19 protein-coding genes are annotated in these 21,749 nt (G+C 63.7%); 10 read left to right on the top strand and 9 right to left on the bottom strand.

Translation table 11 applies throughout. The features are described from left to right. Positions 1 to 87 precede the first annotated feature (87 nt). Positions 88 to 1,947, top strand: coding sequence for a flagellar assembly protein A (locus ACZ92H_RS07390; protein ID WP_465048836.1), 1,860 nt, complete (start codon positions 88 to 90; stop codon positions 1,945 to 1,947). Between the two features lie 119 nt (positions 1,948 to 2,066). Here ACZ92H_RS07390 and arfB read toward each other — a convergent pair whose 3' ends face one another. Then, entirely contained in the window at positions 2,067 to 2,465 is a 399-nt protein-coding gene (gene arfB, locus ACZ92H_RS07385) for an alternative ribosome rescue aminoacyl-tRNA hydrolase ArfB (protein WP_034749850.1), read from the bottom strand. Between the two features lie 208 nt (positions 2,466 to 2,673). On the opposite strand from arfB, the gene ACZ92H_RS07380 reads away from it, so the two are divergent. After that, on the top strand, positions 2,674 to 3,162 hold the full coding sequence (locus tag ACZ92H_RS07380) for a chemotaxis protein CheW (protein WP_131372859.1): 489 nt from the start codon (positions 2,674 to 2,676) through the stop codon (positions 3,160 to 3,162). A gap of 55 nt (positions 3,163 to 3,217) precedes the next feature. Here the strand turns inward: ACZ92H_RS07380 and ACZ92H_RS07375 are convergent, their stop codons facing one another. The 7 genes from ACZ92H_RS07375 to dapC all read right to left on the bottom strand — a co-directional run bounded on the left by ACZ92H_RS07375 (position 3,218) and on the right by dapC (position 11,911). Beyond that, the gene (locus ACZ92H_RS07375) at positions 3,218 to 5,209 is read right to left on the bottom strand and encodes an ATP-binding cassette domain-containing protein (RefSeq protein ID WP_131372861.1); all 1,992 of its coding nucleotides are present in this window, start codon (positions 5,207 to 5,209) and stop codon (positions 3,218 to 3,220) included. A 138-nt stretch (positions 5,210 to 5,347) separates the two neighbouring features. Continuing rightward, a complete protein-coding gene (prmB, locus tag ACZ92H_RS07370; protein WP_131372863.1) occupies positions 5,348 to 6,238 on the bottom strand; it encodes a 50S ribosomal protein L3 N(5)-glutamine methyltransferase in 891 nt (296 codons plus the stop codon). A gap of 56 nt (positions 6,239 to 6,294) precedes the next feature. Continuing rightward, a complete protein-coding gene (gene dapE, locus ACZ92H_RS07365) occupies positions 6,295 to 7,431 on the bottom strand; it encodes a succinyl-diaminopimelate desuccinylase (protein WP_465048835.1) in 1,137 nt (378 codons plus the stop codon). 124 nt (positions 7,432 to 7,555) lie between these two features. Then, complete coding sequence (locus tag ACZ92H_RS07360) at positions 7,556 to 7,909, bottom strand: ArsC family reductase (RefSeq protein WP_131372867.1); 354 nt, start codon at positions 7,907 to 7,909, stop codon at positions 7,556 to 7,558. A gap of 135 nt (positions 7,910 to 8,044) precedes the next feature. Then, positions 8,045 to 9,592, bottom strand: a complete 1,548-nt coding sequence (locus tag ACZ92H_RS07355) for an FAD-dependent oxidoreductase (protein WP_465048834.1) — start codon at positions 9,590 to 9,592, stop codon at positions 8,045 to 8,047. A gap of 238 nt (positions 9,593 to 9,830) precedes the next feature. Continuing rightward, positions 9,831 to 10,658: a 2,3,4,5-tetrahydropyridine-2,6-dicarboxylate N-succinyltransferase gene (dapD, locus tag ACZ92H_RS07350; RefSeq protein ID WP_070282206.1), complete on the bottom strand. Its 828-nt coding sequence runs from the start codon at positions 10,656 to 10,658 to the stop codon at positions 9,831 to 9,833. A gap of 20 nt (positions 10,659 to 10,678) precedes the next feature. Continuing rightward, positions 10,679 to 11,911: a succinyldiaminopimelate transaminase gene (gene dapC / locus ACZ92H_RS07345; RefSeq protein ID WP_131372871.1), complete on the bottom strand. Its 1,233-nt coding sequence runs from the start codon at positions 11,909 to 11,911 to the stop codon at positions 10,679 to 10,681. 265 nt (positions 11,912 to 12,176) lie between these two features. On the opposite strand from dapC, the gene tsaB reads away from it, so the two are divergent. The 4 genes from tsaB to ACZ92H_RS07325 are packed head-to-tail and all read left to right on the top strand — an operon-like array spanning position 12,177 to position 15,244. After that, positions 12,177 to 12,902 (top strand): tRNA (adenosine(37)-N6)-threonylcarbamoyltransferase complex dimerization subunit type 1 TsaB, encoded by a 726-nt coding sequence (gene tsaB, locus ACZ92H_RS07340; protein ID WP_465048833.1) that lies wholly within the window; start codon positions 12,177 to 12,179, stop codon positions 12,900 to 12,902. Then, positions 12,899 to 13,408, top strand: coding sequence for a ribosomal protein S18-alanine N-acetyltransferase (gene rimI / locus ACZ92H_RS07335; protein ID WP_131372875.1), 510 nt, complete (start codon positions 12,899 to 12,901; stop codon positions 13,406 to 13,408). Before tsaB ends, rimI begins: the two co-directional genes overlap by 4 nt. Beyond that, complete coding sequence (locus tag ACZ92H_RS07330) at positions 13,405 to 14,313, top strand: uracil-DNA glycosylase (protein ID WP_465048832.1); 909 nt, start codon at positions 13,405 to 13,407, stop codon at positions 14,311 to 14,313. Before rimI ends, ACZ92H_RS07330 begins: the two co-directional genes overlap by 4 nt. Continuing rightward, positions 14,294 to 15,244 carry a DUF1853 family protein gene (locus ACZ92H_RS07325; RefSeq protein WP_465048831.1) on the top strand — a complete coding sequence of 317 codons (951 nt, stop codon included), beginning with the start codon at positions 14,294 to 14,296 and terminating at the stop codon, positions 15,242 to 15,244. Before ACZ92H_RS07330 ends, ACZ92H_RS07325 begins: the two co-directional genes overlap by 20 nt. Before the next feature lie 66 nt (positions 15,245 to 15,310). Here ACZ92H_RS07325 and lplT read toward each other — a convergent pair whose 3' ends face one another. Next, positions 15,311 to 16,573: a lysophospholipid transporter LplT gene (gene lplT, locus ACZ92H_RS07320; RefSeq protein WP_131372879.1), complete on the bottom strand. Its 1,263-nt coding sequence runs from the start codon at positions 16,571 to 16,573 to the stop codon at positions 15,311 to 15,313. 247 nt (positions 16,574 to 16,820) lie between these two features. Between lplT and alr the strand changes: the two genes are divergently transcribed. From alr to fliD, 4 genes are all read left to right on the top strand, one after another. Next, a complete protein-coding gene (gene alr, locus ACZ92H_RS07315) occupies positions 16,821 to 17,912 on the top strand; it encodes an alanine racemase (protein ID WP_465048830.1) in 1,092 nt (363 codons plus the stop codon). Between the two features lie 84 nt (positions 17,913 to 17,996). Further along, entirely contained in the window at positions 17,997 to 19,373 is a 1,377-nt protein-coding gene (gene radA, locus ACZ92H_RS07310) for a DNA repair protein RadA (RefSeq protein WP_131372883.1), read from the top strand. 98 nt (positions 19,374 to 19,471) lie between these two features. Further along, positions 19,472 to 19,825, top strand: coding sequence for a PilZ domain-containing protein (locus tag ACZ92H_RS07305; RefSeq protein ID WP_131372885.1), 354 nt, complete (start codon positions 19,472 to 19,474; stop codon positions 19,823 to 19,825). Between the two features lie 196 nt (positions 19,826 to 20,021). Further along, positions 20,022 to 21,407, top strand: a complete 1,386-nt coding sequence (gene fliD, locus ACZ92H_RS07300; RefSeq protein WP_465048829.1) for a flagellar filament capping protein FliD — start codon at positions 20,022 to 20,024, stop codon at positions 21,405 to 21,407. The last annotated feature ends 342 nt before the right edge of the window (positions 21,408 to 21,749 follow it).

Genomic DNA, 21,749 nt, shown 5'->3' with positions numbered 1-21,749 from the left:
CCCAATTCGGCTGATTTCGGCACGCGGCCATTCCCCGTGATATTGTTCCAGTGCACAGAAGCAATTCTCTTATTGGGGAGGCAAGTGGTGAGCGACGAGAACACACCCGTTCCTGATGCGGTCCAGGCCGGCGGCTTGCCGCGCGGCCTGCTCCAGCGCGACGGCGGCGTGTTCCTGGATCTGTCGCTGGCGCCCGTGCAGCTGCGTGCCGCCGTCGAGCAGCTGTTCCAGTCCGGGCAGTTGCTGGCCGGTCTCGATTACGCCCTGTTCCTGCTGACCCTGTTTCACGCCCCGGCACCGCGCGCCGCGCCGAAGGGCGACGCCTTGCTGCGCATCGCTGCCCGCGTGGCGCCATTCCCGCCCCAGCGCCGCCTGCTGTATAAGCAAGTCAAGATCCGCGGCGACAGCGCCGAGTTTTACTTCGAGCCGCTGCCCCTCGACGCGGACGGCGAGGCGCCGGCGCGCCGCGAATTTGACGAGCTGGTGGCCGACCTGTGGGGCAAGGGCGTGCGCTACGGCCTCGACAGCCTGGCCGTGCGCGCTCTGCTCGACGCCGGCAAGGCCGAACGCATCACGGTGGCGCGCGCGCTGGCGCCGCAGCCGGGACGCGACGCCCAGCTGGTCGAAGTGTCGCAAGGCATCCACCGCGACGATGCGCCGCGCGAACGGCCCGACGGACGCCTGGATCTGCTCAGCTTCAAGAACCGCTTTCCGCAAGTGAAGAAACACGCGCGCCTGCTGCGCCTGCTGCCGGGCGCGCCCGGCTTGCCCGGCTATGACCTGGCGGGCAATGTGCTGCCGCCACCGGCGCCGCTGGAACTGGACCTGGCGACCGTCGCCGGCGCCGGCACGCAGGTGGAGCACTTCAGCGATGGCGACTTCGTCGTGGCCACCGTGGATGGCTATGTGAACGTCGATGAGCACGGCAAGATATCGATCGAGAACAAGATCGTCAGCCGCGAAGGCGTCAGCAGCCGCACCACGGGCAACTTGAAGCTGCGCGCCGCCTACGAGGAATATGGCGAGGTGCAGGAACAGCGCCTGGTCGATGGCAGCGACATCACCATCCACGGCGACGTGTATGGCCATCTGCACTCGCATGGCGGACTGATCCTGCTGGAGCACAACCTGGTGGGCGGCACGGCCTTCAATGAGCATGGCGACGTGCGCATCGCGGGCGTGGCGTCCGGTTCCGTGGTGCAGGCGCTGAGCGGCGAAGTGCACTTGCAGCGCGCGGAAAGCTGCGTCATCGCCGGCACGCGCGTGGTGATCGACCATGCCAGCAATTGCGAGATCATCGCCGATGACGTCGTCATCGAACTGGCCGAGGGCTGCGCCGTGGCGGCGCGCACCATCCGCATCGGCAGCGCCGGCCCGCGCAAGCAGGTGGACATGCTGGTGTTCCCGCTGGTGCCCGATTTGAGCGCGCTGGAGCAGAAAATCGCCGAGAGCCTGGCCAGGGCCGCGCAATTCCTGCAGATGCAGCACAAGCGCCAGCAGGAAATCGACGCCATCGCGCAGTTGCCCGAAGTGCGCAATTATTTGCTGCTGGCGGGCCAGTTGCGGCGCGGCGAATTGCAGCTGCAGCCGGCGCAGCAAGTGCAGTACGACAAGCTGGCCGCGCGCATCGCGCCCGTCCTGAAGGAAGTGGCGCGCTTGCGGCTGGAAGTGAAACAGTCGGAAATCTCGCAGGGGCAGATGCTGGCGCTGGTGGAGCAGTTGCGCGTGGAGCGCCAGGCGATGGCCGGCCTGTCGCATTGCACGCTGGGGCTGGTCGACGGCGAAACGACGGTGCGGGCCATGGTGGTGCCGCACGGGCCGGCCAGGGTCTACGACCGGCCGCCGAAAGAGATCAAGGCCTTGCTGCGCAGCGCCACGCCGGCCACGCAGCTGGTGTTCGCGGACAGCACGGGCAGCCTGGACTGGACGTATGCGCCGCCGCCTTAACATGCCAGACAAAACCGTCGCGAGCGGCAACGAGTTGTGGCGGAGAAGCGCAGCTGTGCGACTGCACAGTGAGCATCGCAGGCCGCAACTCGCGATGCGCAGCAGCTTGGGTCAGGCATTTAGTCGGTGACCTTGCCGCGGGACTGTTTCAACACGCTGTGCGTGCTCTTGCTGTCGAGACGGCGCCGCTGCGAGCTGCGCGTGGGCTTGGTGGCGCGCCGCACGGCCGGCAAAAAGGTCACGCTGTCGATAATTTCCTGCAAGCGCCGCAAGGCCTCTTCCTTGTTCTGCTCCTGGCTGCGCGACTGCTGCGCCTTGAGCACCAGCACGCCATCCTTGCTGATGCGGCTGTCGCGCAGGGCCAGCAGGCGCTCCTTGTACGCTTCCGGCAGCGACGAGGCGGCGATGGGGAAGCGCAGATGGATGGCGCTGGAGACCTTGTTGACGTTCTGCCCGCCCGGACCCTGGGCGCGGATGGCGGAGAATTCAACTTCAGCGGGGTTGACGAGGTGTTGCATGGCCTGCCTGTGGGAAAACGATACGGCTATTGTAAGGCAAGACGGCGGCACTGCGCCGGCGCAAGGTCGTGCCTGCCTGCACTGATGTCTTCCGGGAAAGTTGATGTTTCTCAAGCACGCCTGTAGCGATGCCCGTTAGCATGAGGCCAAAGTTGCATCGTTGCGCCACTGCGCATCCTGGCAGCGCTTACCGGATGAAAGGAACACCATGCAGCCCACGATGACGCCTGGCGCCGCAGGAACGGCGGAACCTGTCTCCGTGCAGTATCTGAGTTTTCGGCTGGGGGGGCTGGAATATGGCCTCGATTACCGTTGCGTGCGGGAATTGCGCCCGCTCAAGGAGCTCGACCGTTTTTCCTCGGAAGGGGAAGTGCTGCAAAGCGTGGCCGTCTCGCGCGGCATGATCATTCCCATCGTCGACATGCGCGCCGCGTTCGGCAGCGCCCACGGCGCGCCCGATCCCACCACCGACGTGATCATCCTGCAATTGAGCAGCGGCGTGATGGGCATGGTGGTCGACGGCATCACCGATATCGTCAGCCTGGCCGATGGCGATATCGCCGCCGTGCCGGGCCTGGGCGAGACGGAAGCCGACTATCTGCTGGGCGTGGGCCAGGTGGCGGGGCGCCGCCTGATCCTCGTCGACATCGACCGCCTGATGGCCATCCGCAGCAGCAGCCCCATGCAGGCGGCATGATACGGTGACATAGCCTAAAAAAAAGACGACCCGCGGGTCGTCTTTGGGTGCTGCGTCAGCCCAGCTTTTCCAGCTGATCCTGCAAATCGAGCCATTCCGCTTCCAGCTGCGCCAGGTCCTTGGTGAAGAAGGTCTGGTCGGCCAGCAACTGCTTCAGCTTGGCCTTGTTGGCGGCGTCGTAGATGCTCGGCTCGCCCAGCTTGGCGTCCGTTTCCGCCTTTTGCGCATTGCGCTTGGCGATCTGCTCTTCCTGGCGCTTGATCTTGTTTTCGATCGGCTTGCGCAGGGCGGCCGTTTTCTGGCGCTCTTCCGCTTCCTTGCGCTTGTCGCGCACGGGCGCGGCAGGGGCCGGGGCGGCGGCTACCGGCGAAACGACGGGGAAGTCGGTCTTGTTGGCCTTGCCGGCGGCCGGCAGCACGTCCGTGCCCTTGCCCAGCTTGGTCTTGAACAGCCAGTCCTTGTAGTCGTCCAGGTCGCCGTCGAACGGCTGCAGCTTGCCGTCGGCAACGATGATGAATTCGTCCGTGGTGGCGCGCAGCAAGTGGCGGTCATGGGAGACGACGACCAGGGTGCCTTCGAACTGCGCCAGCGCTTCCGTCAGCGCTTCGCGCGTTTCCAGGTCCAGATGGTTGGTCGGTTCATCGAGCAGCAGCAAATTCGGACGCTGCCAGACGATCAGGGCCAGCGCCAGGCGGGCTTTTTCGCCGCCGGAGAACGGCGCGATCGAGCTGGTGACCATGTTGCCGGGGAAGTTGAAGCCGCCCAGGAAGTTGCGCAGTTCCTGCTCGCGCGTGGTCGGCGCGATCTTCGACAAGTGCCACAGCGGCGATTCGTCGTGGCGCAGCATTTCCACCTGGTGCTGGGCGAAGTAGCCGATGTTCAGGCCCTTGCCCAGGGTGGCGTCGCCCGTCAATGGCATCAGTTCGCCGGCGATGGTCTTGATCAGGGTCGATTTGCCGGCGCCGTTCTGGCCCAGCAAGCCGATGCGCTGGCCGATCTGCAGCGAAAACTTGATGCCGTTGACGATGGTCTTGTGCGTGATTTCGCCCGTCGCCTCGTTCTCGATCTTGTAGCCCGCGTCGACGTCTTCCATCACCAGCAGCGGGTTCGGCGCGCTCAAAGGCTCGCGGAATTCGAACGAGAATTCGGCGGCGGCGCGCAAGGGTGCCAGCTCTTCCATCTTCGCCAGCGCCTTCATGCGGCTCTGCGCCTGGCGGGCCTTGGAAGCCTGCGCCTTGAAGCGGTTGACGAACGATTCCAGGTGGGCACGCTTGCGCTGCTGCTTTTCCAGCGCGCCGGCGGCCAGGATCATCTGCGCCGCGCGCTGGCGCTCGAAGCTCGAATAGTTGCCCGAGTAGCGTTTCAGCTTGCGCTCGTCGATATGCACGACCACGTTGACGACTTCATCGAGGAAGTCGCGGTCATGGGAAATGATCAGCAAGGTGCCGGCGTAGCGTTTCAGCCAGTCTTCCAGCCAGATGATGGCGTCCAGGTCCAAGTGGTTGGTCGGTTCATCGAGCAGCAGCAGGTCGGACGGGCACATCAGCGCTTGCGCCAGGTTCAGGCGCATGCGCCAGCCGCCCGAGAAGCTGGCCACCGGTTGCTGCATCTGGTCCAGCGTGAAGCCCAGGCCCAGCAGCAGTTGCTCGCCGCGCGACTGCACGGTATAGGCGTCGGCATCGGCCAGCGCGCTGTAGATTTCGCCGATGGCGATGCCGTTTTCCGACGTCGCCGGCTCCGCTTCCAGGCGCGCCAGTTCCGCTTCGAGTTTACGCAGGGTGACGTCGCCGTCGATGGCGTAGTCGAGCGCGGCGCGGTCCAGCGGCGGGGTTTCCTGCGCCACGTAAGCCACGCGCCATTTGGCGGGGAAATCGATCTCGCCCTGGTCAGGGTGCAGTTCGCCACGCATCATGGCGAACAGGCTCGACTTGCCCGCGCCATTGGCGCCGATCAGGCCGATCTTGTCGCCCGGATTGAGGGTGACGTCGACTTGTTCGAGCAACGGTTTGATGCCGCGCATCAGGCTTACTTGTAGGAAACGTATCATTTTTTTCTTTGTAAAGGCGGGGCTTTGAGCCCCGCCGTAAAAACATCGTGTAGGTCGGATTAGTCCGAAGGACGTAATCCGACGGGTGCCGCACAGGCATGTCGGATTACGCTACGCTAATCCGACCTACCAATTCCATTAAACCAGCTTGAGCTGCTCGGCCGTCAGCAGGAACACCATGTCGTCGCCGGCGCTCGTCGTCAGCCAGGTCAGGCCCAGCTCGCCAAACGCCGCTTCCGCGTATTCGCGTTCGTTGCCGATTTCAATCATCAGGATGCCGTCGTCCGTCAGGCGCTCGGCCGCGCCGGCGATGATCTTGCGCACCAGGTCCATGCCGTCGCTGCCGCCGTCGAGGGCGATTTGCGGTTCGGCCAGGTATTCCTGGGGCAGGGCGCCCATCGAGGCGGAATTCACGTACGGCGGGTTGCTGATGATCAGGTCATATTTTTTTGCCGGCACGTTGGCGTACAGGTCGGACTCGATCAGGTGCACGCGGTCTTGCAGCTTGTACGTGTCGACGTTGCGCTTGGCGACGGCCAGCGCGTCGGCGGAAATGTCCACGGCATCGACCTGGGCGTTCGGGAAGGCGTCGGCCATCATGATGGACAGGCAGCCCGAGCCGGTGCACAGCTCCAGGATGTTTTCCACGGCGTCCGGTTCCGGCACCCACGGCGAGAAGTATTCCGGGATCAGTTCGGCGATGAAGGAACGGGGCACGATCACGCGCTCGTCGACGTAGAAGTTATACGTGCCCAGCCACGCTTCCTTGGTGATGTAGGCGGCCGGCACGCGGTCGATGCTGCGGCGGTCGATGACCGTCATCACGCTGGCCACTTCCGACGGCAGCAATTTGGCGTCGAGGAAGGGTTCCAGGCGGTCGAGCGGCAGTTTCAGGGTGTGCAGGACCAGGTAGGCGGCTTCATCGAACGCTTCGGCGCTGCCGTGGCCGAAAAACAGCTTGGCGGTGTTGAAACGGGTAACGGCGTAGCGCAGCAGGTCGCGTGGCGTGGAAAACGGGTTCGGGGTCATGGCATTCTCGAAAAGACGGTGTTCTGGCCCGCCGTGACGGGCCTCGGTATTCTGGTTCAGACGGGCAGCAAATGCTCCAAGGTGCGCCGGTAAATATTTTTCAGGGGATCGATGTGGCGCAGTTCGATGTGCTCGTCGATCTTGTGAATACTGGCATTGGGCGGCCCGAATTCTATCACTTGAGGGCAGATCTGCGCGATAAACCGGCCATCGGAGGTGCCGCCCGTGGTCGACAGCTCCGTCGTGATGCCCGTTTCCGCGTGGATCGCGGACGACAGCGCATCGGAGAGGGTGCCGCGCGGCGTGAGGAAGGGCTGGCCGCTCAGGGTCCACTGCAAGTCATACTGCAAGTCATGCCTGTCGAGGATGGCGTGCACCCGCTCCTGCAAGCCCTCGGCCGTGCTGGCCGTGGAAAAGCGGAAATTGAAGTCGATCACCATGTCGCCTGGAATGACGTTGTTGGCGCCCGTGCCCGCGTTGATGTTCGACATTTGCCAGGAAGTCGGCAGGTAATACTCATTGCCCGCGTCCCATTGTTCCTCGACCAGGTCGGCCAGCGCCTGCGCCGCTTCATGGATCGGGTTCTTTGCCAGGTGCGGGTAGGCGATGTGGCCTTGCACGCCCTTGATCGTCAGGCGGCCCGACAGCGAACCGCGGCGGCCGTTCTTGATCATGTCGCCCAGCTGCGCGCTGGAGGTCGGCTCACCGACCAGGCAATAATCGATCCGTTCGCCCCGTTCCTTCAATTTGTCGCAGACGATGACGGTGCCATCCGTGGCCGGGCCTTCCTCGTCGCTGGTGATGAGGAAAGCGATCGAGCCCGTGTGATCGGGCGTGGCGGCGATAAATTCTTCACAGGCAACAACCATGGCGGCGATCGACGTCTTCATGTCGGCCGCGCCACGGCCGTACAGCTTGCCGTCGCGCTGCGTGGGAATGAAGGGCTGCGAGCGCCATTGCTCGACGGGGCCCGTGGGCACCACGTCCGTATGGCCGGCAAACACGAATACGGGCGACGTGGTGCCGCGGCGTGCCCACAGGTTGGTGACGTCGTTCGACTGGATCGTCTCGCAGGCAAAGCCCAGCGGCGTCAGGATATCGATCAAGTGCTGCTGGCAGCCCTTGTCATCGGGCGTGACCGAGGACAGGGCGATCAGTTTTTCGGTCAGGGCGAGGGTTTTGGAGGTGGTCATGGGCGGTATGTGGCGGAGCATCAACTTGGGGGCAGACCCGCCGGGGGACATTTGCCCCAGTGGGGCAAATGTCGATCCCTAAGGACTGACCCCAGCCTTGCAGGTGTCGGGCTGGACTGGAAAATTACACTGAAAAAATGGTCTTGTATTGCGCATCCGAAAACGCCACGCTGAACTGGCCATCCTTGTCCAGCACGGGGCGCTTGATGATGGACGGGTTCTCCAGCATCAGTTCCAGGGCGCTGGCCGCATCCGCGATGGACGCCTTGCGCTCGTCGGACAGGGCGCGCCACGTCGTGCCTTTCTTGTTGACCAGTACATCCCAGGGCAGTTGCGTCAGCCACGCCTCGACGGTGGCGCGTTCCAGGCCTTGCTTCTTGAAGTCGTGGAAGGTGAAATCGAGTTGCTGCGCGGCCAGCCAGGTGCGGGCCTTTTTGACGGTATCGCAGTTGGGGATACCGTAGAGTGTAATGGTCATAGTGGTCGGGCTAACGGGGAATGAGTGCGGTTCGCTTGATCGCGGCGCTTGCGCCGGCACGATATGCGATGTTAGCCGCCATTATACAGTCCTTGCGCCAGGCGATGCGGCGCTGCAACATGTCCGCGATTTTTCCTAGACGGGCCGTGGCGCTGTCTTGCCCGGTTCCGCCGGGCCGAAATGCAGGCCCAGGCGCAAGGCCAGGGCGCGCAGGGCGCCGCTTTCCTGCAGGTGCAGGGCCAGGGCGATGTGGCCGTCGGGTCGCACCAGGTAGGCGGCGTCGCGGCCCAGGCCCGCCAGCTTGGCGGCCACGTTGAAGGTGTAGCAATGCACGGGCAGTTTCAGCACGCGGGCCTCGTCCAGCAGTTCCGGCGCAGGTTCGCCATAGACGTGCAGTTGCCAATCCATGCTGCGCAGGGCGATAAAGTTGTCTTGCGTGCCGTCGGAAAACCACGGCAGGCGGTCGCCGCCGCGCAGGTGTTCCGCATAGCCGGCGGACAGGGCGCTGCCTTCGTAAGTGATCTGGATTTGCGATACCGTCTTGAAAAGCAGTCGGCGCGCCCGCTCGAAGCCGGAGAGGAAGGGCAGGGCGTGCGGCACCAGCCAGCGGCGCAGGAATTGCCCGGCCATGCCTTGCGCGACGATGGCCTGGAAGGCGCGGTCGGTGGTGGCGACCAGCTTGCGGGCAAATACGATGCGCTCGCTTTCATAGGTGTCGAGCAGGGCGTCGTTGCTTTGCCCCCGCAGCTTTTGCGCCAGCTTCCACGCCAGGTTGACGGCGTCGCCCAGGCCCGTGTTCATGCCCTGGCCGCCCACGGGGCTGTGCAGGTGGGCCGCGTCGCCGAGGATGAAACAGCGGCGCTCGCGGAATTGCCCGGCGACCCGGTGGTGCACCTTATAGGTGGAAAACCAGTTCACGTGTTCGACCTGGACGCCCAGCAGGGTTTCCACGTCGCCGCGCACATCGTCGAAGACGGGCGCCGGCACGCCTTCCGGGCGGTCGGGCAGGATGCCGATCAGGCGCTGCATGCCGCTGGTGCGCACGGGCAGCATCAGGGCGAAGGCGTTGGCGCCCAGGTGGGCGTGCAGATCCGTATTGCTGCCGGCCACCTTGGCATCGGCCACGTAATACAGGTGGTCATAGGTGCCGCCTGAAAACGCGAATTGCGCGATCTCGCGCACCTTGCTGCGGGCGCCGTCGCAGCCGCAAATGTAGTCATAGGTGCAATATTGGCGTTCGCCATCTTTCAGCAGGATGGCTTGCACTTCGCTATCGTCCTGCGTCCACAAGTCCAGCGTGACGTTCCATTCCACGTGCACGCCGGCCGCCGCCAGCTTGCTGATAAGAAAGCGTTCATGTTCGTCCTGCGGCAAGCTCAGCACGAAAGGATAGGGACTCAGTCCCTCGCCGATCTCGCCCAGCGCCAGTTTCACCAGTTCCTCGCCGCCTTCGTGGATGTGCATGGCATTGATCTTGATGCCCAAGTGCACCAGTTCGTCGGCAAAGCCCAGCTGCTGGTAAAACTCCAGGGTGCGCGCATGCACGGCCATGGCCCGCGAGGCTTGCCCGGGACCGCTGTTTTTATCGATGATGCGGCAATCGACGCCATGGCGCGCCAGGCGCAAGGCAAGCATGAGGCCGGTAGGGCCGGCGCCGACGATCAATACGGGAGGAGTATTCATGCCATCCAGTATAGGACAGGATGGGAGCGGATAGCGGGACGATTGAAGTTGCTAGTTGGAAATGAAAATGTCCCGCCAAAAGGCAGGACATGATTTTTTTACGTGCGTCACGACGCCTCTGCAAACCGTGGCGGGCACGCCCAGTATCGGGGCGGCTTGCTCACCGTACAGTTAGTACGGTGAGCAAGCCGATAGTGGGCAGCGCGGCAGGTTTACAAAGCTGTCGTCAGCGCAGGGATCAAATACCGCGCAGCAGTTCGTTGATGCCGGTCTTGGCGCGGGTTTTTGCATCCACGCGCTTGACGATCACGGCGCAGTACAGCGAGTACTTGCCGTCTTCCGAAGGCAGGTTGCCCGACACCACGACGGAGCCGGCTGGCACGCGGCCATACGTCACTTCGCCCGTGGCACGGTCGTAGATCTTGGTCGACTGGCCGATGTACACGCCCATCGAGATGACCGAGTTTTCCTCGACGATCACGCCTTCGACGATTTCCGAGCGGGCGCCGATGAAGCAGTTGTCTTCGATGATGGTCGGGTTCGCCTGCATCGGCTCCAGCACGCCGCCGATGCCGACGCCGCCGGACAGGTGGACGTTCTTGCCGATCTGCGCGCAGGAACCGACGGTGGCCCAGGTGTCGACCATGGCGCCTTCATCGACATAGGCGCCGATGTTGACGTAGGACGGCATCAGCACGACGTTCTTGGCGATAAAGGAACCACGGCGGGCGACGGCCGGCGGCACCACGCGGAAACCGCCCTTGGCGAAGTCTTCCTTGGTGTAGTTGGCGAACTTGGTCGGTACCTTGTCGTAGAACTGCATCGTGCCGTCCGATGGCAGGACGACGTTGTCTTCCAGGCGGAACGACAGCAGCACGGCTTTCTTGACCCACTGGTTGACGACCCAGTCGCCCGAGGTTTTTTCCGCCACGCGGATGCTGCCGTTGTCCAGGCCATTGATGACGTGGGAGACGGCATCGCGCAGTTCGGCCGTGCCGTTGCCCGGATTGATCTCGGCGCGGTTTTCCCAGGCCTGGTCGATGATGTTTTGCAGTTGTTGGCTCATGATGATGTCTTATGTAGGGGTTAATGCGGGGTTGATGCGGATGCGGAAAGCTGCTGGCAGAATTTTACTATGCGCAACGCCGCTTCCAGCCCTTCGGCCGTTTCGGCCACCAGGGCCATGCGGATGCGGTTGCGGCCCGGATTGATGCCGTGCGCGTCGCGCGCCAGGTAACTGCCAGGCAATACCGTGACATTATATTCGGCGTACAGGCGTTGCGCGAATTGCGTGTCGGACAGGCCCGTGCGGCTGACGTCGGCCCACAGGTAGAAGCCGGCGTCCGGCAATTGCACGTCCATCACCGATTGCAGCAGCGGCGTGATGGCGTCGAACTTGGCGCGGTACTTGGCGCGATTTTCCTCGACATGGGTTTCGTCGTTCCAGGCCGCGACGGAGGCCGCCTGCACGGCGGGGCTCATGGCGCCGCCGTGGTAGGTTCGGTAGAGCAGGAATTTTTTCAACACTTCCGCGTCGCCGGCGACGAAGCCCGAGCGCATGCCCGGCACGTTCGAGCGCTTCGACAGGCTGGAAAACACCACCAGGCGCGCATACGGACGCTCGACCGTGGACAGGCCCAGCATATGCGCCGCCTGCAGCGCGCCCAGCGGGGGCGTGTCGCCGTGGTAGATCTCGGAATAGCACTCGTCGGCGGCGATGACGAAATCGTAGCGCTCGGACAGGGCGAACAGGTGTTCCCAGTCCGTCAGGGTCAGCACGGCACCCGTCGGGTTGCCCGGTGAGCACAAAAACAGCAGTTTCACTTTTTCCCACACGCTGGCCGGTACGCTGTCGTAGTCGCAGCCGAAATTGCGCGCCGGGTCGGAATTGACGAAATACGGTTCGGCACCGGCCAGGTAGGCGGCGCCTTCATAGATCTGGTAAAACGGATTCGGGCTGATCACCAGCGAACCGGCCGCCGGATCGATTACCGTCTGCGCCAGCGCAAACAGCGCTTCGCGCGAGCCGTTCACGGGCAGGATTTGCGTGGCAGGATCGAGCTTGGGGATGGCGTAGCGGCGTTCCAGCCAGCCGGCGATGGCACCGCGCAAGGCTTCCGAGCCGATGGTGGTCGGATAGCTGGCCAGGCCGTGGATATTGTCGGTCAGGGCTTGCTCGATGAAGGCCGGCGTCGGGTGCTTGGGTTCGCCCATGCCCAGGCTGATGGGCGCGTAATCGGGATTGACCGTCACGCCGGCAAACAGCTGGCGCAGCTTTTCAAACGGGTAAGGTTGCAGTTTAGCAAGAAGTGGATTCACGGAACGGACCAGGGCAAGAGTGGAAAGACGATGTTGCTAGGCGATTGAGGCTAATTGATTGCTGCCAAGTATTTACTGAACAATTTACTAAACAATTGCTTGGCGCGGCAGACTTGATGCCGGTCAAATTATCAGCCGCGTCTTGCATTATAGCCGTCCTCGCGGACCCGCTGTGCAAGCCGCCTCAGCCTGATCGCTGCCCGGCGGGGCCAGGCATGGCGCAGCGGGGAGTGCCGCAGCATGGCGCGGCAAGGTAAAATACGCTATGTCTACCTCACTTCCCACCCTGCTTGCCATTGAAACCTCGTCGGAACTCGCCTCGTGCGCCTTGCTGCGCGGCGATGCCGTCCTTTCCCGCGCCTCGTCGGGCGTGCGCACCCATTCCCAGTCCATCTTGCCCATGGTGCAAGAATTGCTGGCCGAAGCGGGCGTGACCCTGGCTGATGTCGACGCCATCGCCTACGGTTCCGGCCCCGGCTCGTTTACGGGCGTGCGCACGGCCTGCGGCATCGCCCAAGGCCTGGCCTACGGCGCCGGCCTGCCCGTCGTGCCCGTCGTCACCCTCGACGCCATGGCGCTGGCCTGCCACCAGGCCCACGGCGCGCAGCGCATCCTGGCCGTGCTCGACGCCCGCATGGGCGAAGTGTACTGGGCGCAATACGACTGCCAGGACGGCTTGCAAGCCGTCCTGCCGCCGGCCTTGAGCGCGCCCGCCGGCGTGGCGCCGCAAGGCGATGTTGTTGGCTGCGGCAACGGTTTTAGTGCATACGCCGAAGCATTGGCTGGCCTGCCGTGCGCCGCCAGCGCCGACGCCGCCATCATGCCGCATGCCGTGCAGGTGGCGCAGCTGGCGCGCATCGCCTTTGCCGCCGGCCACTTCGTCAAGGCGGCCGAGGCGCAGCCTTTGTACTTGCGCAACAAGATCGCCTACACGAGCGCGGAACGGCTCGACATGCAAGCCGCCAAGGCCGCCGCGGAGTCCGCGCAATGAGCGTGGCGGGCCAGGACGCAGTGACGCAGGCCGGCAATGCTGCCGGCTGGGACTTGCCGCGCCTTGATTATCAGCCGATGCAGGCAGCGGACCTGGGCGAAGTGCTGGCGCTGGAGCAGCGCGTGTATCCGCATCCCTGGACGCATGGCAACTTTGTCGATTCGCTGCAGAGCGGCTACCCGGCCTGGGTGCTGCGCGACGTGGATGGCACCTTGCTCGGCTATTTCCTGCTGATGCTGGTGGTCGACGAGGCGCACCTGCTCAACGTGGCCGTCGACGGCGCCATCCAGGGCCAGGGCCTGGGCCGCTTCCTGCTGAACCAGTCCTGCGCCTGCGCGCGCCAGCTGGGCATGGAATCGATGCTGCTGGAAGTGCGCCCGTCGAACGTGCGCGCGCTCGACATTTACCAGCGCTATGGATTTGAACAGATCGGCCGGCGCAAGGGATATTATCCGGCCGCCGAGTCGCAACGTGAGGACGCCATCGTGATGCGTTATACCCTATGAGCCGCAGCGCCGTTTTTCTCGATGAAATGGGCGTGGGGCCATTGTGGCGCTTGCGCCAGGGCGGCGCGCCGGAAGCGCCGGATGCCGTGGCTGCCGCGCCCGTGGTGGCTGAACCCGTCATGGCGCCCGTGGCCGAAGTGGCTGCGCCTGTGGCCGTTTCCGCGCCAGCACCGGTGCTGGCCGAGGTGGCAGTCGTTGCTGAGGTGAAAACCGTTGCCGCCAGCGTGCCGGCTGCTGCCGCGCCCGCTCCTGCCGCGCTGGACGACACGGCCTGGTTCGACGATGCCCCGCCACCGCCGCCCGCCAGACAGCTCGGCGATGCCGATATCGCCGCCCTCGACTGGGATGGCCTGGCGGCGGCCGTCGCCAAATGCGCGCGCTGCGACTTGTGCAAGACGCGCAAGGGCGTGGTCATGGGCCGTGGCAACCGCCAGGCGGACTGGCTGATGCTGGCCAGCAGCCCCGCGCGCGCGGAAGAGCGGGAAGGACGGGCCTTGCCGGGCGAGCAGGGCATTTTGCTCGACAATATGTTGAAGGCCATCGGCGTCGATGCGGGCCCCGATGCGTATGTCACCCACTTGCTGAAATGCCGTCCGCTCGATGATGCCGGCCAGGAACGCTTGCCAACCCAGGCCGAATCGGCCGCCTGCCGCCCCTATTTTGACCGCGAACTGGCCCTGTTGCAGCCGCGCACTATCGTGACGCTCGGCTCGATGGCCGCCGCCGGCATCAATCCTGGCGAAAAGCCCGTGCGCGGCACGGTGCGCCAGCTGGGAGGCGCCTCCGTCATCGCCACTTTCCACCCGGAGCAATTGCTGCAGGACGAGACTGGCAAGGCCAAGGCGCGTGCCTGGGCCGACTTGTGCCTGGCGAAAAGCGCGCACGGTGACTCGCACGGTGATTGACGCGGCCGTCGGCACGTTCCAGTCCCGCTTCGAGCGGCGCTGGGGCCATCTGACGCACCCCCGCGTGCGGGCGCTGGCCTGGCTGCTCGATTCGCCCGACCTGCTAGACCCGGCCAGCCCCCGCTGGGGCGGGCGCATCGCCAGCCTGGCGCCCGTCACGCCTGCCGTGGCCGCGTGGCTGGCAGCGTTGCAGGACGATCCTGCGCCGCTCGATACGGCGCTGGGCCCCAAGTTCTATTCCCGCCTGGGCCTGTACGCTGAAAAGCTGCTGGCCTTTTATTTTGAGCAACAAGGATTGTTGCAGGCGCATGGCTTGCAAGTGCAGGTCAACCGCAACGACACGGTGGGCGAATTCGATTTCCTGCTGCGTGACGCCGATCAGTTGCTGCACTGGGAGTTCGCCACCAAGTTCTACCTGCTGGAAGGGGCACCCGACCCCGGCATCTTCAATCACCTGATCGGACCGAACCTGGCCGACACACTCGGTTTAAAGATGCGCAAGATCCTGGACAAGCAGCTGGCCCTGTCGCGCCACCCGGCCGCGCAAGACTTGCTGGCGCAGCCCGTGCGCGCGGCGCAGGCGCTGGTCAAGGGCTGGCTGTTTTATGCGCCCGGCGCCACGCCAGGCATGGACGGCATTTCCCAAGAGCATGGACACGGTTTCTGGTGCACGCCCGCGCAATTGCCCGCGCAGCGCTATGTCGTGCTGCCGCGCCTGCAATGGCTGGCGCCGTACAAGGGGCGCGAGGCGGATGTGCTGGAGGTGGATGCCTTGCGCGCGCAACTGGCGGATCTGGCGCAACCGGTGCTCGTCGCATCGGTGGATAATGCCGAAGGCTGGGAAGTGGAGCGCACGCGCGGCTTTGTCGTGCCGCCTGACTGGACGGAGCAGGCTGCCGCGCGGCGGCTGGCAGGTGCTTTACCGATTTAAAACTCGCAACCCAAAACGACATCCGGGTCAGACCCTGAGGGTCTGACCCCGGCCTTTGCTTGGGCGTTAATGTTTTTGCTCGCCAATCAGCGACAAGTTGTCGTGCTCGGCCTGGTTCAGCTTGTGCTTGCGCATGATGGCGAACATGGTGCCGGCGACGAACAGGCCGAACAGGATGATGATGATGTTCAGCGGCAGGTGCAGACGGATCATGATGGAATACACGGCCAGCATGGTCAGGATCGACAGGTTCTCATTGAAGTTCTGTACGGCGATGGAATGGCCTGCGCTCATCAGCACGTGGCCGCGGTGCTGCAGCAGGGCATTCATCGGCACGACGAAAAAGCCGGACAGGGCGCCGATCAGCACCAGCAGCGGGTAGGCGATCCATACGGAGTGTACTTGCGTCATCATCATGACGATCACGCCCATGGCAATGCCCAGCGGTATCACGGTCAAGGACTTGCGCAGTGGAATGAAACGTGCCGACAGCACGGCGCCGGCTGCCACGCCGATGGCCACCACGCCCACCAGGCTGGTGGCCTTGTCGAACGGCATGTTCAACGATTGCTTGGCCCATTCCAGCACGATCAGCTGCAAGGTGGCGCCGGCGCCCCAGAACAGGGTCGTCACGGCCAGGGTGATCTGGCCCAGCTTGTCTTTCCACAGGATGGAATAGCAATTGGCAAAATCGGTGATCAGTTTGATAGGATTGCGTTCCTGGTGCGGATATACGCAGCCCGTGTCCGGAATCTTCAGGTTGGCCAGGGTGGCCAGGGCATAGATGCCGACCACTACGCACAGGGCCGCTTCCGTCTTGTTGGTGATGCCCGTGTCGATCAGCGGGAAGTCGAAGGACAGCAGCATGGCCGAGACGTGGCCGCTGACGAGCGCGCCGCCCATGACGGTGCCGAGGATGATGGAGGTGACGGTCAAGCCTTCGATCCAGCCATTCGCCGCCACCAGTTTTTCCGGCGGCAGCAATTCCGTCAGGATGCCGTACTTGGCGGGCGAGTACACGGCCGCGCCAAAACCGACGACGGCGTAGGCCAGCAGGGGGTGGACATGGAAGAAGACGAGGGCGCAGCCGAAGATCTTGACCATGTTGGCGATGAACATGACCTTGCCTTTGGGTAATGCATCAGCGAAGGCGCCGACAAAAGCGGCCAACAGCACGTAAAACAGCACGAATGACAGTTTTAACAGCGGCGTGATCCACGCCGGAGATTTCATGGACACCAATAAATCGACGGCGACAAAAAAGAGGGCGTTATCGGCCAGCGAGGAAAAGAACTGCGCCGCCATGATGGTATAAAAACCACGATTCATTCTGGAATGCCTGAAATCATATCTGGCTTGCTTTATACCACGAAAAAACGGCAAACCCCAAGTTTGGACGGGCCTGCTTCACATCCGCTAGTCTAAGGTTCACTTAATTATTCTGCCGTAGAAAAATACACATACATGTGAGCATTTTATCAATGGTGTCACCTGTACACGACCTTGGGCGTGCGCCGCATCCGCGGCCTGCCCATCCGGTAAAATACGGCTTTCCCACTTGCCGTGAACAATGCTTATGCCCAGGCCACTCATCGCCAGCATCCATCTCGATGCCATGCAACATAATCTGGCGCGTGCCCGCGCCTGCGCGCGCGGCGCCAGGGTGTGGGCCGTCGTCAAGGCGAACGCCTACGGACACGGCCTGGAGCGGGCCATGCGCGGCTTTGCCGAGGCCGATGGCCTGGCGCTGGTCGAGGTCGACTACGCCGTGCGCCTGCGCGAACTGGGCTGGACCAAACCCATCCTCCTGCTGGAAGGCTTTTTCGACGCCAGCGACTTGCCCGTCATGGCGCAGCACCATTTGAATGGCAGCGTGCATTGTGTGGAGCAGATCGCCATGCTGGAAGCGGCGCGCCTGCCGCACAGCATCGATGTGCACCTGAAGATGAACACGGGCATGAACCGCCTGGGTTTTACGCCCGATGCCGTGGCCGCCGCGTATGCGCGCCTGCGCGCCATTGCCCATGTCGGCAGCATCACCCTGATGACGCACTTCGCCAATGCCGACGAGGCGGCGCCCACGCGCCTGCCCCTGGAGCAGCAGATGCTGCGCTTTGAGGCCGGCGCGGCCAGCATCGGTACGGTCTTGCCGCGCAGCCTGTGCAATTCGGCCGGTCTGCTGCTGCACCACCTGGACAGCGACTGGGTGCGTCCCGGCATCATGCTATACGGCGGCACGCCCAGCGGCGCCCCGGGCGGTACCTCGGCGCAGGCCTTCGATTTGCTGCCCACCATGACCTTGCGCAGCCAGATTATCGGCATCCAGGACATCGCCGCCGGCGACGTGGTGGGCTATGGCAGCCGCTATGAGGCGGCGGGCAACGTCAAGGTGGGCGTGGTGGCCTGCGGCTACGCGGACGGCTATCCGCGCCACGCGCCCGAAGGCACGCCCGTGCTGGTCGATGGCGTGCGCACGGGGCTGATCGGCAGGGTCTCGATGGACATGCTGATGGTCGATCTGACGCATGTGCCCGGCGCCAGGGTCGGCAGCGCCGTCACCCTGTGGGGCCAGGGCATGCCGGTCGACGAGGTGGCGCTGGCGGCCGGCACCATCGGCTACGAGCTGATGTGTGCACTGGCGCCGCGCGTGCCCGTGATGGAAGCCTAGGGTGACGCGCGGACGCGCTTTGTATATACTGTGAATTCACTGTATATATAAACAGCATTCTTTCTTACCCGGGCAAAGTACACCATGGCAAAAGTCAAGACCATCTACACCTGCAGCGATTGCGGCGCCGTCAGCAATAAATGGATGGGGCAGTGCACCTCGTGCAATCAGTGGAATACCATGGTGGAAACCCTGCCCGAGACGGGCGGCAACAACCGCTATTCGAATCCGCAGCATATGTCGCTGGCGCAGACGGCGCCCGTGCTGTCGCTCGACGATATCGATGCCATCGACGTGCCCCGGTTCGGCACGGGCATCGAGGAATTCGACCGCGTGCTGGGCGGCGGCATGGTGGCGGGCGGCGTGGTGCTGATCGGCGGCGACCCCGGCATCGGCAAGTCGACCCTGCTGCTGCAGGCGCTGGCCAACATGTCGCACCACAAGCGCGTGCTGTACGTGAGCGGCGAGGAATCGGGTGCGCAGATCGCCCTGCGCGCCAAGCGCCTCGTCATCGACGCCAAGGAACTCAAATTGCAGGCGGAGATCCAGCTGGAAAAGATCCTCTCCACCTTGAACGACCTGAAGCCGGAAGTGGTGGTGATCGACTCGATCCAGACCGTGTATTCGGATGCCCTCAGCTCGGCGCCCGGTTCCGTGGCGCAAGTGCGCGAATGCGCGGCGCAGCTGACGCGCGCGGCCAAGCAGACGGGCGTGACCATCATCCTGGTGGGCCACGTGACGAAAGAGGGCGCGCTGGCCGGGCCCCGCGTGCTCGAACACATCGTCGATACGGTGCTGTATTTCGAGGGCGACGCGCACTCCAGCTTCCGCCTGGTGCGCGCCATCAAGAACCGTTTCGGCGCCGTCAACGAGCTGGGCGTGTTCGCCATGACGGAAAAGGGCTTGAAAGGCGTGTCGAATCCGTCCGCCCTGTTCCTGTCGCAGCACGACAACCAGGTGCCAGGTTCGTGCGTGATGGTGACGCAGGAAGGCACGCGCCCCCTGCTGGTGGAAATCCAGGCCCTGGTCGACACCAGCCACTTGCCGAACGCGCGCCGGCTGTCCGTCGGCCTGGAGCAGAACCGCCTGGCCATGCTGCTGGCGGTGGCGCACCGCCACGCGGGCATCGCCGCCTTTGACCAGGACGTCTTCATCAACGCCGTGGGCGGCGTGAAAATCACGGAACCGGCGGCCGACCTGGCGGTCTTGCTGGCGATCAATTCATCGATGCGCAACAAGCCGCTGCCGCGGGGACTCGTGGTGTTTGGCGAAGTGGGCCTGGCCGGTGAAATCCGTCCCGCGCCGCGGGGACAGGAGCGTTTGCGCGAAGCGGCCAAGCTGGGCTTTACCCTGGCCGTGGTGCCCAAGTCGAACTTGCCGAAACAGGCCATCGACGGCATCAAGGTCATCGGTGTGGAGCGCATCGACGAGGCCTTTAATAAACTGCGCGACCACGAGTAAAAGTTGACATGGTATAAATGCCAAGTTTGAGACAAGTCAAACAAAATTCCCGTTTGGAACTATAATATTTGTCCGATGAATTCGCCTGGTGAATTCGCATGGACAATGAATCGATAGAGAAGCGGAATATAGTGTCAGTAGAGCAAAGGCAGGGCGCACGCAAGATTTTGCGTGCCAAGGCAATGTTGGTCATGGATGGCGCGGGTCCGGTGGCGGCGCGCACCCTCGATGTGGGGCCGGGCGGCATGTCCGCCGTGATCGCTGACCCAGTGCCGGCAGGCAAGCAAGGCAAGGTGCTGTTCGAGCTGTTTTACGATGGCAAGGCGCACATCATCGAAGCGCGCACCTCCGTGTCGCACTGCATTTTCAGCAGCGCCGGCTTCAAGGTGGGGCTGACGTTCATGAACGTGGACATGGCCGTCAGCAGCGCCATCTCCAAATTTATGCGCTAAAATGGTGCAAACACATTAGCACTGCGGTAAACATGGCTCTGCTCGCTGTTTTGATCTTTTAGCCATGCTGCATAATTATCAATCAGTGGAGACGACGCTGCCGCGCCTTGCGCGCTTGCCGCCTCATCTCTTGTAGACGCGGCGCACGGTCAAGCCTGATCCGTGGGCGCACACCCTCACCGGATGAAAAGCCACCATGTTTAATTCGACCATCAACAGCAGGGCCTTTACCAATAACACGCAGCAAACCACGCAGGGCAATATCTCGGCCGACGTGTATGCCAAGGTAGAGCGCCAGATGCAGTCGCAGAACACGGGCGTGGTCAAGCTCAACGCGAGCCTGGCGCGCGACCAGGCCAAGTTCTCGGGCCTGGGCCAGCTGCAATCGGCGCTGGCGAAATTCCAGACCGTGGCCAAGAACATGGCCGGCAGCGGCCTGGCCACCTCGGCCACGCCCAGCGCCAAGGACGTGCTCAGCGCCACCACCACCGACAAGGCCGCCAGCGGCAGCTACGAACTGAACGTCAAGCAGCTGGCGCAGGGCCAGACCCTGCTCAGCGGCGCACAAAAATCCTCGAGCACGCCGATCGGCACGGGCGCGCCCGCGCTGGTGAAGATCGAAGTGGGCACGGCCGATGGCAAGCAGTTTACGGCGGGCAGCGGCAAGATCATTTCGCTGACCATCGACAGCAGCAACAATAGCCTGGACGGCATCGCCGCCGCGCTGAAACAGCAAGGCATCGACGCCAGCGTGGTCAAAGGCCCCGATGGCTATGCGCTGTCGCTGAACGGCAAGAGCGGCGCCGACAGCAGCATGCGCATCAGCGTATCCGGCGACGCGGCCGTCAGCAATCTGCTGGCGTATGCGCCCGGCTCCAGCAAGGGCATGCAGCAGACGGCCGCCGCGCAGGACGCGCTGCTGACCGTCGACGGCAAGGACATCAAGAGCGCCACGAATACCCTGACGACGGCCATCGAGGGCGCCACCATCGAATTGAAGAAAAAGGGCACGAGCGACCTGGTCATCGCCAAGGACAGCAGCCAGATCGCCAGCAACGTGGCCAGCTTCGTGACGGCCTATAACGACCTCAATACCAAATTGCAGAGCCTGCAGCAGGGCGACTTGAAATCGGATACGGCCCTGGGGCAGGTGCGTTCGCAAATGGAGCAGGTGCTGCGCACGGCCAGCACGGGCGTGCCTGCATCCGTCCTGAGCAGCGCGGGCGTCACCCTGGGCAAGAGCGGCGAGCTGGTGCTGGACGAGAAGAAACTCAAGGCCGCCATCGAAGCCGACCCCGATGCCGTCAGCAAGCTGTTTACCAATAACGGCAAGGGCGTGGCGGATCAGTTTGCCAGCAAGATCGGCGAGCTGACGGGCGAGACGAGCATCATCCGCAAGGAAGTGCAGACGGTCGGCAAGGACATCACCACCCTCACCAACAAGAAGGCCGTGCTGGCCAAGGCCCTGACGGCGCAGGCGCAGGCGCTGGTGAAGGCGTATTCGGCGCAGGAGCAGATGGGCACGAATTCGGCCCTGCCGGGGTATACCGGCAAGAATTCCCTGTTCGACTTCATGGCTTGAGAGCGCACCGCTAAAGCGCCCATGGCGGCGTTGCACCGCCTTGCCGTACTAGCGTACTGTCTGCGGCGCTGCGCCTTGCCCTGAGCGCTGTATCGGCGCGCTTTCCCGTTGAGCGCACAGTTAAAGCGCCCATGGCGGCGTTGCACCGCCTTGCCGTACTAGCGTACTGTCTGCGGCGCTGCGCCTTGCCCTGAGCGCTGTATCGGCGCGCTTTCCCGTTGAGCGCACAGTTAAAGCGCCCATGGCGGCGTTGCACCGCCTTGCCGTACTAGCGTACTGTCTGCGGCGCTGCGCCTTGCCCTGAGCGCTGTATCGGCGCGCTTTCCCGTTGAGCGCACAGTT

The organism is Janthinobacterium foliorum, assembly GCF_978021625.1.
The sequence above is the reverse complement of the archived record's forward strand: the minus strand, read 5'-3'. Positions and strand labels throughout refer to the sequence as shown.